We start from the raw sequence: 14,611 nt of genomic DNA, 5'->3' as shown, positions 1-14,611 counted from the left end.
CGTGAAAAGCCCAAACCTAACCAAAAGAACAAACCACCACACACCCACAAAAGCAGGCCCATGCTGGCGTCCAAAAATTACTACAAAGAAAAAATCACTGCCTCCCCAACCCGACGGGGCAAAAAAGGGAGACAAAAAGTTGAACACAATCACATGCCAACCAATCCATCAATGCAGCCGAAACACTAAACAGTATTCAAAAATATGCGTATTCCAACACCTTACCGGCACACACCAACCAACAAACCAACTTTAGGCTTGCTGGCCAACAGACCAATCAACACACAACCATGCACACAAAAATAAAAAATAAGTACATTGGCACACTATTGAGTTCTCAGACATCGTCACCACACAACAGCTACATACTCAAAAGCATGGAACTCGTTGCGAGTAAAAAATTGTTTTTGTCAGGGCCTGTTTTCCTATCGCCGCTTCAGCCAGAGACAATGTCTTGTCTCTGTGGGGCGCTGTCGGTCGCGCTGACTCGTATTAAGTTACACACCGCTTTAAAGTTTCACAAACTTGCTGGGCAGCACGGATTTCAGACACTTCTATTTCATGCCAAACCAGCCCGCAAGGCCTTTCTCCCACAGGCTGCTTATGCGGCTTGCGTATATCGGCAGGGTTGCGGCCCATACGGCGTAGATGCCGAGGCTTATAAACATCCCCACCGCGGCCGAGACATAGCCTTGGACGAAAAGCCAAACCAGCGGTGCGATACCGAGGAGGTACGCCACAAAAACTCCAAGAGTCCTCTTCTCTAGGAACTCGAGGTACGTAAGACCAGGTACGGTGACGGCGGCGATTGCGGTGATGCCGGCGGCGACCTCGATTGTGTTCCCCCAGAAGGAAAGGGCTAAGCCCACGGCGGCACAACCAAGGACGAAGATGAGCCCAGTCGCTGCAGTCATGGTCGCCCAGCGGCGGCGCGTGCCGCCGAGCGTGACATAGTCCCTGAGCGTATCCCGCAATATGCCCATGGTTTGGCTGAGGAAAAAGGAGAAGAGCACCCAAGCAATGAAAGCGATGAATTCCATCGGTTCCCACAGCGTGCTCATTAGCGAAAGCACAACGTTGATGGATAAAAATACGACGACCATCAGCCACATTCGGACCTGGCGGCGGTATACAGCCTGTGCGTCGAGCGTCGGCGGGAAACGCCCAAGCTTGGATGCAATTCCCAAAGGGGTCGTCGAGTACCCCGTCCTGGTTGGGGTTGGTTTGCGCCACAGTGCCCATGCCAATGCCGCCGCATAAACGGCCAACGCCCACCAGCCCTGCCGTGCAGCCGTTCCTGCCATGGCTACAACAGCAAAAACCGTGACGATAATCCGGCGGTGTTCATTCCATATCTGTGAGCTCAAGCCAAGTACTTGGTACTTATCAAAACTGGGTTGATACGTCAGGATGGGCACAAGGGGCAAGAGCAAGGTGACAGTTCCCCACTTTTCGCCAAAAAGTACGGGGTAAAGCGCGATGAAGAATAGGACTGTAACCCAAACCCATTCCGTTGTGTGCCATAGAAGTTTCATGACTGCTCCTCCAATGATCGGACAGCCTTTTCAAGTGATACCTCTGTTACCCGGAGGTGATGTTCGTTGGCATAGCGGAAGACGGGATCGGGCGAGGTAGTGCGGGCATCGACAAGCACCTGGTCTCCCAGGCTGGTTGAAGCGCGCTCCAATACCGGCAGGTCCAGTGCGGAAATGGCCGCGGAGATCGCTTCTTCGGGCCCGCTGATTTCCAGGAAAGAATCGACAAATTCGTCTACGGGGCCGCTAATGGGGTGCTCCCCCATGAGGGAAATGGTGTCCAGTAAGCCCTCTATCTCGTTGAGGTGATGGGTGGATACCACGATGGTGCGACCGTGTTCTTCCCGGAGGACCTGGTAAAAGAGTTCGCGCCGCGGCAGGTCGAGGCCCAGATAAGGCTCGTCCAAAAGCATTATTTCGCAGCCAGAGGCAACGGCGAAAACAAATCCCAACGCCGATTTCTGCCCGCGGGAGAGCGCGGAATACGCCTTATTTGGGATGTCAAAGCGCGCGATGAGGTCGTCGTATCGCTCCGCATTCCAGTTGGGCCATCGGGCCTGGCCGACGGCGCCGAGTTTCTTGCTTCCCCACGAATCCGGCAGCGGATTGTCGATGCCCATGAGGATCACCCGGTTGAGCACGGATTGGTTATCAAAGGGCTGGCGGTCAAAGACCGTGATGCGGCCGGATTGAATTTGGCCGGCGATTTTTCGCAATAAGGTGGTCTTGCCAATTCCGTTGCGGCCCACCAGACCATGGGTAAGACCTGCGGAAAAGGTGAAATCGCGGGTAGTAATCATGAGTACATTCCTCTGCTTTCTGCAACCCGATCGAAAAGGTCATGGAGCTGGGCGCGGTTGTAGCCCAGGCACACTGCTTCATCGACAAGCGGGGCCATATACTCCGCGGCAAAGTCGCCTCGCCTGCGCTCGCGGATGGCACGCGAAGCACCCTCGGCCACAAACATGCCGATGCCCCGGCGCTTTTCCAGCACCCCTAAGTCCACCAAGAGGGTGATCCCCTTTCGCGCGGTTGCGGGGTTGATGTTGTGGAAATCCGCCAACTCATTGGTGGAAGGCGCCTTATCGCCCTCCGCCAGAGTGCCGTCCACAATGGTGTCTTCCACCAAGGACGCAATCTGCCGAAAGAGCGGCTGCGTGGAGTTATCCATCATCACCTTCGGCTCGTTAGTTACTTAGTTAGTTGTGTAACTAACCATATAACACGCTTGCCGACGCCGCAATGGTCACCGAATTCTTTTCATTTGCGGCCAATATGCTGGGAATTAGCGAATTGTGATCGACGTTTCGGGGTGAATAAGGCACACTGGAGGTAACAAAGAATTTTATTTAGAACAATTAGAACGGAACTTAGGAGCCATGCTTGAACGCACACTTGTCTTTGTCGATACCTCATACCTGCTCGCGAGCTTTTATAACTCCTGGGAAACGGGGGCTCGCGCGCAGCTAGAAATCGATCTGCCCGAGGTGGTCAGCACCATGGGCGGGATGATCGAGGAGCAATTAGGCAACCCGATTCAGCGCCAATACTGGTACGACGGAATCCCGGATACCGGTCCACACCGCTACCAACGCGCCCTTCGCACCTGCGAGGGCGTGCAATTGCGCACAGGGCAACTCATTGAATGGGGTGAGCGACGCACCCAAAAAGGCGTCGACACTCGGCTCGTGGCCGATATGGTCATGGCCGCTATGAAGAACCAGTTCACCGATTTCGTTCTGGTCAGCGGCGATGCTGACATGATCCCCGGCGCGCAGACCGCCGTGGACAATGGCATCCGCGTGCACCTGTACGGCTTTGGCTGGGATTCCATGTCCGCAGCGCTGCGCCATACGTGTGATTCCACCACCATCTTGGATCCGCGCGAGGACTTCGCGGATTCCATGGAGCTACAGGTCCTCGAAGGCCCGCTTCCCCCGGTGGTGCGCGATACGGCGCAGAAGGCAGAGGGAGCAGAAGAGGAGCTTCCAGGCACCGAGCACTGCGACGAGTGCGAGGAGCCCTCCGAGGTGGAAACCGCATTCGGCACCCCGGAAAAGCCCACGCCGGCGCCCGCCCCAAAGCCTGCGCCGCCCCAAAGCGCACAGCAGGCCGCAACCCCAGCCCCACAAGAGCAGGAAAAGCCCTCTGCAGAAGCGGAGAAGGGCCCTGCCGAAGAGGCCGAGGCTACCGATCAAGCAGCACCAAAGCCTGCGCCGAAACCGTCAATGATGGCACCGCGGCGCAAGCTGCGCTCGAAGTACGTCCCGCTGCCAGAAGAGGTCTGGAGCTCTGCTGGGTTCCAGTCCCCATTCGATGTAGGCCAGCAATACGCATCGTGGTGGTTTGATAATGCCGCCAACTCAGAGCAGCGCGACCAAGCCCACTTACTGTCTGGCGGCGGATTGCCACCGGAGATCGACCGCCCGCTGCTACAGTTCGCCTGCGAAACCCTGCATGAATACACGCTGACGGAAACCCAGCGCGTGAACTTGCGCGATGGGTTCCACTCAGGGATTCGCGGCGTGCTTATTAATATCCGCCGCGAGAATTAATCCCCGGATTCGATTTCCTTCTTCTTGGCCATATCGGCGCGCAGCGCATCCAGCCGCGCGCTGGCCTTCATGTCGTTGCCGGCCGCTTGAATCTCACTCATGCGGTCGCCGCCGGTTGCCTGCTGCAATTCTTGTGCACCAAGGGCATCGGCGTAGCGCTTTTCGATCTTGGAGCGGACGGAATCCAGGCTCGGCACGGAATCATCGGGCTTGAGCTCGTTCATGGAATCGAGCGCTTCCGCGTTCTTCTCCTGCATAGCAGCCTGATCCGCCTGCGCTTCTAGCTGGCTCACCTGGGCCAACTGCTCCTTCAGGCGAGCCTCGGATTGTTTTTGCTGGTTCTTGGCCTGTTCAGCCGCCTGCTCCGCCGCCGCGTACTGCTGCTTGACGTCTTCCAGTTCCTGTTCCACCGCAACGAGCTGAGAGGCCACTACCTCAGCGGCTTGGTTGTACTCGTTCGCCTTCTGCGGGTCCTCGGCGGAATCCGCAAGCTCCAGTGCGCGCTCGGTCTGAGATTGGTAATCCTGCTGGGACTTCACCAGGCGGTTCATCTGCATTTCCAACTGAGACTTGTGCCCGATGATCTCTGCCGCATGATCCGAGATTTCCTGGTGCTGTTCCTTGGCGGCCTTGACCGCCTGCTGGATTTGGACCTTTGGATCGGCGTTCTCATCAATCTTTTGATCGAGAGAACTCATCACGTACTTCCAGCCCTTGCTGAAGGGGTTAGCCATCACTATCTCCTTTGGTCATAAAAAAGACGCTTTCTAGCGAGTTTAGCGATACTCACCAGAAAGCGCCGTGGAAGCTCTGAAAATTCAGATTCTATGCCTGCTGTGCGTTCTGCTCTTCAACCTGGCGGCGAACGTCAGCCATATCAAGGTCCTTAACCTGCTTGAGCAGATCCTCCAACGCTGCGGGCGGCAGTGCGCCGGCCTCGCGGAATACGAGGATGCCATCGCGAAAGATCATCAGGGTAGGAATGGACTGAATCTGCAGCGCGGAAGCAAGGCCCTGGTTTGCCTCGGTGTCCAGCTTGGCAAAGGTAGCATCGGTGTGCTCCTCGGATGCCTTCTCGTAGACAGGGGCAAAGCGCTTACATGGGCCGCACCAGTCCGCCCAGGCATCGACAAGCGTAATGCCTTCGCCGGTTACGGTCTGTTCAAAGTTCTCTTCAGTGACGTCGATAGTAGCCATACTCGTTGTAACTCCTTTACATTGTGGTTTATTCCCCACCGTACCTAAATCTCTTCCTTGCTAGATACCCCGAGGGGGTATAACATGGAGACATAAGCAATCGAGAAAGGATGATAGTCATGGCAACGAAGAACTACACCGTAGAAGGAATGAGCTGCGGACACTGCGAAATGTCCATCCGCGAAGAGGTAGGCGAAATCGCCGGTGTTGAGGAAGTTTCTGCAGACCACACCACTGGCGCTGTGTCTGTTTCCGGTAGCGATTTCACCGATGAGCAAGTAGCAGCTGCCGTAGCCGAAGCCGGATACACCCTTAAGTAGGCGAATACTATGTCACACGTTGATCTCGGGGTCTCGGGCATGACTTGCACGTCCTGCTCTTCCCGGGTAGAACGCAAGCTCAACAAGGTAGACGGCGTGGAGGCGAGCGTTAACTTTGCCACCGAATCCGCCTCTATTGAGTTCGATCCAGAAACGTCCACGGCCGCGGATCTGATCAAAGTCGTGGAAGGTGCAGGATACAGCGCCTTCGATATGTCTGGCAGTGATGACGCCGACCAGGGCGGGGACGCAGACGCAGAAGGCACGCCGGTTGATGATGCCCGCGCTGAAGAACAGCAGAGCCTGCTGCGGCGCACCATCATCTCCGCGGTATTGTCTGCTCCCATCATGGTCGTCTCCATGGTGCCTGCCCTGCAGTTCCAGAACTGGCAGTGGGCCTGCGCCATGCTGGCCACCGTCGTCTTCATCTTTGGTGGCGCCCCCTTCCACTCCGCTACGTGGACCAACCTGAAGCACGGCTCGTTCACCATGGATACCTTAATTTCCATGGGCACTTCGGCCGCATACCTGTGGTCCCTGTACGCGCTATTCTTTGGCAACGCCGGCGAGCCCGGCATGACCATGAGCATGTCGTGGTCCTCCAGCTCGGCCGAGATGGACCATATCTACTTTGAGTCCGTGGGAATGGTCATTACCTTCCTGCTCCTCGGCCGCTGGTTCGAGGTCAAGGCCAAGGGACAATCGTCCGAGGCGCTGCGCACCCTGCTGTCCATGGGTGCGAAGGAAGCCTCCGTGCTGCGGGATGGCAAGGAAAAGCGCATCCCCATCTCCCAATTGCAGGTGGGCGATGTCTTCGTTGTGCGCCCGGGCGAAAAGGTTGCCACCGATGGTGAGGTCGTCTCCGGCAATTCCGCCGTGGATGCCTCCATGATCACCGGTGAATCCGTCCCGGAAGAGGTGGGCGTGGGCGATACCGTTACCGGCGCCACCATTAACGCTTCCGGCAAGTTGGAGGTCAAGGCCACCCAGGTGGGCGAGGACACGGTCCTTTCCCAAATGGCCACCTTGGTTACCAACGCACAGGCCTCCAAGGCGCCCGTGCAGCGCCTAGTGGACCGCATCGCGCAGGTCTTCGTTCCGGTAGTTATCGGGATTTCCGTCCTCACGCTGCTGGTACACCTCATCTTTGGCGGCGTGGCGCCGGCGTTTATCGCCGCCGTCTCCGTGCTGATCATCGCCTGCCCTTGCGCGCTGGGCCTTGCCACCCCAACCGCCATCTTGGTCGGCACGGGGCGCGGTGCGCAGCTGGGCTTGCTCATCAAGGGCCCGGAGATCCTCGAGTCCACCAAGCAGGTCGATACCATCGTGATGGATAAGACCGGCACGGTGACCGCCGGGGAAATGTCCGTTACGGCCGTGCATGGCGATGTCCTCGATTACGCCGCCGCCGTCGAACGGAACTCCGAGCACCCCATCGCCCAGGCTATTGCCCGTGAGCGCGACGTGGAGCCCGGCACCGATTTTTCCACCAGCACCGCTGGCGTGGAAGCAACGGTGGATGGGGGGCGCGTGGGCGTCGGCAAGCCGCGTGGAGACCTAGGCCAATACGCTGAGGCCTTCCGCGAGGCAGAGACCGCGGGCGCTACCCCGGTGGCGGTGTACCTAGACGATGACCTCGCTGGGCTCATTGAGGTCCGGGACACCGTCAAGCCCACCTCCGCCGAGGCCGTCCAGCAGATGAAGAAGCTGGGCCTGACCCCGCACCTGCTGACCGGCGATAATGAGGGCGCGGCCAAGCGCGTGGCAGAAGAAGTTGGCATCACCGAGGTCACGGCTGGCGTGATTCCGGAGGAAAAGGTCGACGTCATCAAGAAGCTGCAGTCCGAGGGGCACAATGTGGCGATGGTTGGTGACGGCGTCAACGATGCCGCGGCCTTGGCCCAAGCGGACCTTGGCTTGGCGATGGGCGCCGGTACCGACGTTGCCATCGAGGCCTCCGATATCACCTTGATGAATGGGGACCTGCGGTCTGCCGCCGATGCCATTCGCCTATCCCGCCGCACGCTGCAGATCATTAAGGGCAACCTGTTCTGGGCCTTTGCCTACAATATTATTCTCATCCCCGTGGCGGCCTTTGGCCTGCTCAACCCGCTATTTGCCGGCATTGCCATGGCATTGAGTTCCGTATTCGTCGTCTCTAATTCCCTGCGTCTCCGGAAATTTTCTAGCCAGCGCTATGATTAGCGCATGCTCAGCCGCAATGAACGATTAGACCGGCTTCCGGTCACCAGCAAACACAAGCGCCTACTCTTGGGCTCCGGCCTAGGGTGGGCGCTCGATGCTATGGATGTCGGGCTCATTTCCTTCATCATGGCCGCCCTGGCCGTGCATTGGGATTTGAGCAGCACCCAAACCTCCTGGCTCGCCTCTGTTGGCTTCCTCGGCATGGCTCTGGGCGCGACATTCGGCGGGCTCCTTGCGGATAAATACGGCCGCCGCCACATCTTCTCCCTCACCCTCTTGGTCTATGGCCTGGCCACCGGCGCTTCCGCCCTGGCCGGTGGGCTGACCATGCTTATCATCTTCCGCTTCATCGTCGGGCTGGGCTTGGGCGCGGAGCTGCCGGTCGCCTCCACGCTCATCTCCGAGTTCTCGCCGCGCCGCATCCGCGGGCGCATGGTGGTCCTCCTCGAGGCCTTCTGGGCGCTCGGCTGGATCCTCGCCGCGCTCATCGGCACCTTCATCGTGGGCGCCGGCGAAAACGGCTGGCGCTGGGGTTTTGCCGTGGGTCTCATCCCCGCCGCTTATTCGGTCTACGTGCGCCTGGGCTTGCCGGAATCGGTGCGCTTCCTCGAGTCCAAGGGCCGCCACGAGGAGGCCGAAGAGATTGTGGCGTCCTTCGAAGAGGCCGCCGCGGGCCAGCGGCTTGACGATGCCCACCCAGAACCCACCGCCTCCACCGAGACCTCCATTTGGGGGCCGGGCCTGCGCCGGCGCACGGCGGCGCTGTGGACCATTTGGTTTTGCGTCAACTTCTCCTATTACGGCGCCTTCATCTGGATTCCGTCCCTGCTGGTTGCCGATGGTTTCTCGCTCGTAAAATCATTCAGCTTCACCCTCATCATTACCCTGGCGCAGTTGCCGGGCTATGCCACCGCCGCCTGGCTCATTGAGGTCTGGGGCCGGCGAATCACCCTCGCCGTGTTCTTGGTCGGCTCCGCCGTCTCCGCCGGGCTCTATGGAACCGCAAGCTCCGAGGTATTCATCATCATCGCCGGGTGCCTGTTGTCCTTCTTCAACCTCGGCGCCTGGGGTGCCCTGTATGCCATTGGTCCGGAGCTCTACCCCACCGCGCTGCGCGGTCGCGGTACGGGCGCCGCGGCGGGTTTTGGCCGCATAGCCTCCATCGTGGCACCGCTTATTGTGCCGCCATTGATCGCGGCGACCGGTGCTGGATTCCTCTTTGTGTTATTTGCGGCCGCATTCGCCATCGCCGCCGTAGCGGCATTTACTTTGCCTGAGCTGAAGGGTGAGGCCCTTGCTCGATAAATTAGCCCTAAGCGCCTGGATAAGCGTCATGGTGGCACTGACCACCCTGAAGGCCTTCTTCCAGATCGGTTACCTATGGAAACCCGAAAATCAACGCGTCCGCGAGCTCCATTTAGTTCCCCTCGATGAATTCTCCGGTAATAGTTGGTTCGCCCCGCTTTTTGAATACGCCGGTAATACCGCCTTCTTCATCCCCTTCGGGCTCCTAGTATTTACCCTTTGCCGTTCCGTAAAAGTATCCACGGCCTGGGGGTTCGCGCTGAGCTTAACGCTAGAGACGGCCCAATATGCCTTCGCGCTGGGCCGCACGGATGTCGACGATCTCCTCTTTAATACCCTCGGCGCGCTCATCGGTGCAGCGATCGCCTACTGGTGCGGCCAACGCTTCTTCCCGGTTTGGCGGTGGCTCTCTCTGGCCGCTGCGGCGGTCTTTATCGTGCTGGTAATTCTGGGTCCCCGGTTAGGGGACCCCGCGGCCGTCGTGGACCTATAAGTCTTTTATCCGTGCGCCATGTTGACGAACTTGGAGTAGTGCAGCTGGTGGGCCACCTGTACGGTGTCAATGGGCCCGCCGCGGTGCTTGGCCAAGATAATATCCGCTTCACCGGCGCGCTCGTTATCACGGTCCTGCGAGTCTGGGCGGTAAAGCAGCATCACCATATCGGCGTCCTGCTCCAAGGAACCGGACTCACGCAGGTCAGCCAATTGTGGCTTCTTGTCGTTTCGGGCTTCAGGTCCACGGTTCAGCTGCGAAATGGCAATCACCGGCACCTCAAGCTCCTTGGCCAATAGCTTAAGCTGGCGCGAGAATTCCGAGACCTCTTGCTGGCGTGACTCTACCTTTTTGCCCGAGGACATCAGCTGCAGATAGTCCAAAACGATAAGGTCGAGGCCATGCTGCTGCTTGAGCCTGCGGGCCTTGGAGCGGATCTCCATCATCGTCAGGTTCGGGGAATCATCGATAAACAGCGGCGCATCTTGAACGCGGTTAAGCGTGTCATCGATCTTCGCCCAATCCTCTGTGGACACCCCGCCACTGCGCATATCGGTAAGCTTGACCTCGGATTCCGCGGAGAGCAGGCGCATAACGATCTCTGAGGCGGACATTTCCAAGGAGAAGATGACGGAGGACTTGCCGTGCTGCAGCGAGCACGAGCGAATGAAGTCCATCGCCAGCGTGGACTTACCCACACCGGGTCGCGCGGCCACGATGATCATCTGGCCTGCGTGCAAACCGTTGGTGAGCTTATCCAAGTCAATAAACCCTGTGGGCACACCCAATTCAACGCCGCCGGCCTGCTGCAGCGCCGCCAACTCATCAATGGTCGGGTCAATCAGATCCCCCAGCACGCGGTAGTCCTCAGCGGTTTTGCGCTGGGCGATGGCAAAAACTTCCTGCTGGGCCCGGTCGATCACCGATTCGATCTCAGCATCCTCCGTGCCCGAAAAGCCCAATTGGACCACGCGCGTACCGGCATCCACTAGCCGGCGCAAGACGGCCTTTTCCGCCACGATTTCCGCGTAATAGCGGGCGTTGGCAGCGGTAGGAACCGTAGCCAAAAGCGTGTGCAAATAGGGTGCGCCGCCAACGCGCTCAAGGTTATTGAACCTATCCAACCGCGAGGAAAGGATAAGCGGGTCAATGTCTTGGCCCGCTGCATAAAGGTCCAGCATCGCGCCATAAATTAGCGCGTGGGCCGGATAATAAAAGTCATCGGGTTCGAGCTCTTCAATAACCTCCATGACCGTATTGGGGCTAAGCAGCATTGCACCCAATACGCCCTGCTCGGCTTCCCGGTCCGATGGCGGCTGACGATACTCCTCGTAGCGCTGCGGTTGGTCCTGTTGATACCGCGGCCGGCGCGCGACGGCGTTATCCGGCGCAGGCGGTTCCGGTGGAAGCTGTTCATCATCAAAGCTCGCGTTGGTCATGTGTCCCCCTTGGTGTCCGTGAAGCGACCTTGTGTAACGCTGTCCAAGTGTAGACGAGCGCCCGGACACTACCCGCCTGGGTATAACTCCCACAGTTATCCACAGGGTCTTGTGGAATTACCTGGTAGGCCGATCCTTGCATTTCATTTACCGAGGTCACGGGTGTGGATAACTCAACACCGCCCTGACCTGCAGCGATAATAACCGCTGGTCAGAGCTGTTATTTGCTAGTGTGAAAATTCCCACAGCGTAGCGGAAAATAGGCCGTGACCAGCGGTAAAGTCGTGACAAAATCGTGGTGTCCCCGAACCCTGAATTCCACATTCATCCACAGATTTTCACAGTTATCCACAGGCCAATTGGGTAGGCAAAAGGCCCCAGGAATTCTCCACCTCACATAGAGAATTCTTGGGGCCTTAAGCCGTGCTGTTGTCTTTGGGTCTGTGGACCGTCGAGCGCTGCTTAGGCAGCGACGACCGAGAAGTTCACCTTGCCGAGCACGTCAGCGTGCAGCTTCAGCTCGACCTGGTAGTTGCCGGTCTTCTTGACCAGGCCCTTGGGCATATCAACGATACGCTTATCCAAGTTAGGGCCACCGGCCTTGGAGACGGCCTTGACAATGTCTTCTGCGGTAACGGAACCGAAGAGCTTGCCGGAAGTGGAGGTCTTAACCTTGACCTCAACGTTCGTCAGCTGCTCAAGCTGGTTGCGGACCTCGCGTGCGTGGTCCAGGTCGCGAATTTCGCGAGCTTCCTGGGCGCGCTTGATGCCCTCAATCTGCTTCTCAGCGCCGCGGGAAGCCACGATAGCCAAGCCGCGGGGAAGCAGGTAATTACGTCCGTAGCCGTCCTTAACCTCAACAATTTCGCCAGCGGCGCCGAGGTTCTCAACGGCAGCGGTGAGGATCAGCTTCATGATCCCTGCCTTTCAATTGAGTTAGTTGAATAGTTGCGGGTGACAGACTTAGAACGGGGGTTCAGAATCAGCGCCTCCGAAGCCGCCAGCGGGCGGTGCGGAGTTCCACGGATCCTCTGCAGGAGCCTGGTTCTGCTGCTGCGACTGCTGCTGTTGCTGTTGCTGTCCTCCAAAGCCGCCCTGATTATTGTTATTCGAGCGCTGCTGCTGGCCGCCACCATAGTTGCCGCCGCCCTCACGGGGATTGCGGTTTACCTGTGCGGTGGCGTAGCGGAGCGACGGACCGACCTCATCGACGTCGATCTCAAATACAGTGCGGTTTTCACCCTCGCGGGTCTGGAAGGAACGCTGCTTCAAGCGGCCGGTAACGATGATGCGCATGCCCTTGCTCAGGGTCTCGGCGACGTTCTCCGCCGCCTGGCGCCATACGTTGCAGGTCAGGAACATAGCTTCGCCGTCTTCCCACTGGTTCGTCTGCGAATTATAGCGACGAGGCGTGGAGGCGACGCGGAAGTTAGCTACCGCCGCACCCGCTGGGGTGAAGCGAAGCTCGGGGTCAGCAACCATGTTGCCCACCACCGTAATATTGGTATCTCCCTGTGCCATGTCTTTACTCCTTATCGGTTACGTGGATTGTGCCTGATCCCAGTATCCGCTACTTGCTGTCGGTGCGCAGAACCTTGGTACGCAGGATGGTGTCGTTCAGGTTCAGGCGGCGGTCGAGCTCGGAAACCGAAGGGTGCTCGCACTCCAGGTTAACGACGGCGTAAATGCCCTCTTCCTTCTTCTCGATGGGGTATGCAAGGCGACGCTTGCCCCATACATCGAGGTTCTCAACCTTGCCGCCGTCCTTGCGGACGATGTCGAGGTACTTATCTAGGGACGGGGTTACGGTGCGCTCATCCTGATTAGGATCCAGAATGATCATGACTTCGTAGTGACGCACGGACCTCATCACCTCCTATGGTCTAGTCGTTTTCGGCTGCATCACCTTTGCGGATGCAGCAGGAGGGTACGTTGCGTCAAGCAACCCCACCACAGTACCGCATATGACCGGCGAAAAGAAATCTATCCCGTCGTGGTGGCGGCAAAAAAGATAGCACACGTCGCAGGGATGATGGTCAGAAAAACAATGGCAAGGACGCCCAAGATGATGGGCCCGCGCTTATCTTCCCTGTTATGAAACAGCCAAAACGCCGCCATGACGCAGATAAAGCCCAACAAGATCGACACCATGCCGATTAATGTCACAATCATTGAAATACTCCCGCCACTGGGTCGCGGCCCGTATGCGCAGCACGCACTTTATCTTCCGTGTTATTCCACATTTGCCGCAGAACAATCACCGCCATGGCGATAATGAATCCATCGCGCACGAGGATCGCCACGTCCAAAAGCTCGTGGGGAATGCCCTTATTATCAATGCCGAGCATGTGCCACATAAGTAGGGGCCATACGAGGGCATCGGCAAGCGCCCAGCCCAAAACCAACCGCCAACGCGGCACGGCCAAGGCCGCTGGGACCAGCAGCCAGAGCGAATACTGCGGGGACCATACCTTATTGACCAGCAGGAAAGCCGCAACGATGAGGAATACCAACTCCGCCACCCGCGGGGTAAGCGGGCTGCGCCAGCCGGCCAAGGCAATACAGACGCACAAGAGGATGAATGCCACGAGGGAGAAGGTATTCAAAAAGTCCTGGCTGAAAGAAATGCCCGAATTCCGGCTAATCAGTGCATACAGGGTGGTCCATTCCGCGCCGCGCTCCTGGTTCAAGCGGAAAAATTCCGCCCAAGCCGCCGGGTATTTCAAGGCGACGGGAAGGTTGACCACGAGCCACGCGGCGGCCGTAGCGACGGCGACCTTGGCAAAAGCGTCCCAGCGGCGATTGCGCCAGGCAAGGACGAAAAACGCACCAAGCAGGAATACCGGCCATAATTTGAATGCGGTTCCAAGGCCGATGAGGATGCCGGCGAGCCAGGGGCGGTGGCGGCTAATGGCCAGCAGCGCGCCGACGGCAAAGGCGATGGCAGGTATATCCCAATTGCTAAAGGCATGGATGATAATCAACGGGCTGGCGGCCACCAGGATGGTGTCCCACGTGCGATTTCCCACCAAAAGGTAGACCATGTAGATGACGCCGACCCAGATGCAGGCCATGACCATGGCGGTTAGCCCAAAGTACCAACCAGCGGCGGGCACCCCGGCCCACTCCACGAGCCCATAGGTATGGCGCGCAATCCAGCCCATCAGGCCCTGGAACATGCCCGCCAATACCGGGTATTCCATGTAGCGGGTCAGGCCATCTTCCTGCCAGGAATAGGCGTAGGGAAAGCCCGGTTGATCTAAACCGCGGCCTTCATACAGCGGGACGATGTCGTTATAGCAAAAAGAGGTGTACTGGCGGTTGGCGGACCAATCAAGCTTGATGGTGCCGTCTTCGCCGGGAGTACCAGTAGCGCAATTTGCCTTGGATAAGAACCCGCCGGCTAAGAAAACCCATGCTACCGCGATGAGCGCGCGCAACGGGGTCCACCACTGCGTGCGGCTGCCCCGGGCAAAGCGTCCCCTCGGCCCGCCCAGGAACTCGATGACGCCCCGCGCCATAGGTTCGTCTGCAGCAGACAAGCGCTGATCTTGGCTCACGC

General features: G+C 58.4%; 17 protein-coding genes. 6 read left to right on the top strand and 11 right to left on the bottom strand.

Going from position 1 to position 14,611, the window contains the following annotated elements; all coding sequences use genetic code 11:
• On the top strand, nt 1–189 hold a 189-nt coding region (locus MHX65_RS08125), incomplete at its 5' end, for a hypothetical protein (RefSeq protein WP_239269624.1).
• Nucleotides 190–554: 365 nt separating this feature from the next.
• Here MHX65_RS08125 and MHX65_RS08120 read toward each other — a convergent pair.
• From MHX65_RS08120 to MHX65_RS08110, 3 genes are read right to left on the bottom strand one after another with little or no spacing between them, the layout of a single operon-like run.
• On the bottom strand, nt 555–1,535 hold the full coding sequence (locus MHX65_RS08120; RefSeq protein ID WP_239269623.1) for a hypothetical protein: 981 nt from the start codon (nt 1,533–1,535) through the stop codon (nt 555–557).
• The gene (locus MHX65_RS08115) at nt 1,532–2,335 is read right to left on the bottom strand and encodes an ATP-binding cassette domain-containing protein (protein ID WP_239269622.1); all 804 of its coding nucleotides are present in this window, start codon (nt 2,333–2,335) and stop codon (nt 1,532–1,534) included. Before MHX65_RS08115 ends, MHX65_RS08120 begins: the two co-directional genes overlap by 4 nt.
• Entirely contained in the window at nt 2,332–2,706 is a 375-nt protein-coding gene (locus tag MHX65_RS08110; protein ID WP_239269621.1) for a GntR family transcriptional regulator, read from the bottom strand. The genes MHX65_RS08115 and MHX65_RS08110 overlap by 4 nt, the downstream gene beginning before the upstream one ends.
• 208 nt (nt 2,707–2,914) lie before the next feature.
• Here MHX65_RS08110 and MHX65_RS08105 point away from each other — a divergent pair, with 208 nt between their 5' ends.
• Nucleotides 2,915–4,090 carry an NYN domain-containing protein gene (locus tag MHX65_RS08105; protein WP_239269620.1) on the top strand — a complete coding sequence of 392 codons (1,176 nt, stop codon included), beginning with the start codon at nt 2,915–2,917 and terminating at the stop codon, nt 4,088–4,090.
• Here the strand turns inward: MHX65_RS08105 and MHX65_RS08100 are convergent.
• Nucleotides 4,087–4,824, bottom strand: coding sequence for a PspA/IM30 family protein (locus MHX65_RS08100; protein WP_239269619.1), 738 nt, complete (start codon nt 4,822–4,824; stop codon nt 4,087–4,089). The genes MHX65_RS08105 and MHX65_RS08100 overlap by 4 nt on opposite strands.
• 91 nt (nt 4,825–4,915) lie before the next feature.
• On the bottom strand, nt 4,916–5,287 hold the full coding sequence (trxA, locus tag MHX65_RS08095; protein ID WP_023024472.1) for a thioredoxin: 372 nt from the start codon (nt 5,285–5,287) through the stop codon (nt 4,916–4,918).
• Between the two features lie 119 nt (nt 5,288–5,406).
• Between trxA and MHX65_RS08090 the strand changes: the two genes are divergently transcribed.
• From MHX65_RS08090 to MHX65_RS08075, 4 genes are read left to right on the top strand one after another with little or no spacing between them, the layout of a single operon-like run.
• Nucleotides 5,407–5,607, top strand: coding sequence for a heavy-metal-associated domain-containing protein (locus MHX65_RS08090; protein ID WP_023024475.1), 201 nt, complete (start codon nt 5,407–5,409; stop codon nt 5,605–5,607).
• 9 nt (nt 5,608–5,616) lie between these two features.
• Entirely contained in the window at nt 5,617–7,812 is a 2,196-nt protein-coding gene (locus MHX65_RS08085) for a heavy metal translocating P-type ATPase (RefSeq protein ID WP_239269618.1), read from the top strand.
• A 3-nt stretch (nt 7,813–7,815) separates the two neighbouring features.
• A complete protein-coding gene (locus MHX65_RS08080) occupies nt 7,816–9,117 on the top strand; it encodes an MFS transporter (RefSeq protein ID WP_239269617.1) in 1,302 nt (433 codons plus the stop codon).
• 28 nt (nt 9,118–9,145) lie between these two features.
• Nucleotides 9,146–9,610 (top strand): VanZ family protein, encoded by a 465-nt coding sequence (locus tag MHX65_RS08075; RefSeq protein ID WP_239269630.1) that lies wholly within the window; start codon nt 9,146–9,148, stop codon nt 9,608–9,610.
• Nucleotides 9,611–9,615: 5 nt separating this feature from the next.
• Here the strand turns inward: MHX65_RS08075 and dnaB are convergent, their stop codons facing one another.
• The 6 genes from dnaB to MHX65_RS08045 form a co-directional block, all read right to left on the bottom strand.
• Nucleotides 9,616–11,049 (bottom strand): replicative DNA helicase, encoded by a 1,434-nt coding sequence (dnaB, locus tag MHX65_RS08070; protein WP_239269616.1) that lies wholly within the window; start codon nt 11,047–11,049, stop codon nt 9,616–9,618.
• Nucleotides 11,050–11,511: 462 nt separating this feature from the next.
• Nucleotides 11,512–11,964: a 50S ribosomal protein L9 gene (rplI, locus tag MHX65_RS08065; protein WP_023024485.1), complete on the bottom strand. Its 453-nt coding sequence runs from the start codon at nt 11,962–11,964 to the stop codon at nt 11,512–11,514.
• Nucleotides 11,965–12,012: 48 nt separating this feature from the next.
• Nucleotides 12,013–12,570: a single-stranded DNA-binding protein gene (locus MHX65_RS08060; protein ID WP_239269615.1), complete on the bottom strand. Its 558-nt coding sequence runs from the start codon at nt 12,568–12,570 to the stop codon at nt 12,013–12,015.
• Between the two features lie 49 nt (nt 12,571–12,619).
• Nucleotides 12,620–12,910: a 30S ribosomal protein S6 gene (rpsF, locus tag MHX65_RS08055; RefSeq protein WP_023016353.1), complete on the bottom strand. Its 291-nt coding sequence runs from the start codon at nt 12,908–12,910 to the stop codon at nt 12,620–12,622.
• Between the two features lie 122 nt (nt 12,911–13,032).
• Complete coding sequence (locus tag MHX65_RS08050) at nt 13,033–13,221, bottom strand: hypothetical protein (protein ID WP_239269614.1); 189 nt, start codon at nt 13,219–13,221, stop codon at nt 13,033–13,035.
• The gene (locus MHX65_RS08045; RefSeq protein ID WP_239269613.1) at nt 13,218–14,609 is read right to left on the bottom strand and encodes a glycosyltransferase family 87 protein; all 1,392 of its coding nucleotides are present in this window, start codon (nt 14,607–14,609) and stop codon (nt 13,218–13,220) included. The genes MHX65_RS08050 and MHX65_RS08045 overlap by 4 nt, the downstream gene beginning before the upstream one ends.
• Between the last annotated feature and the right edge of the window lie 2 nt (nt 14,610–14,611).

This window comes from Corynebacterium sp. ACRPS (assembly GCF_022346005.1).
In the GTDB taxonomy this organism is placed as follows: domain Bacteria; phylum Actinomycetota; class Actinomycetes; order Mycobacteriales; family Mycobacteriaceae; genus Corynebacterium.
This window is presented reverse-complemented; position numbering and strand designations above follow the sequence as displayed.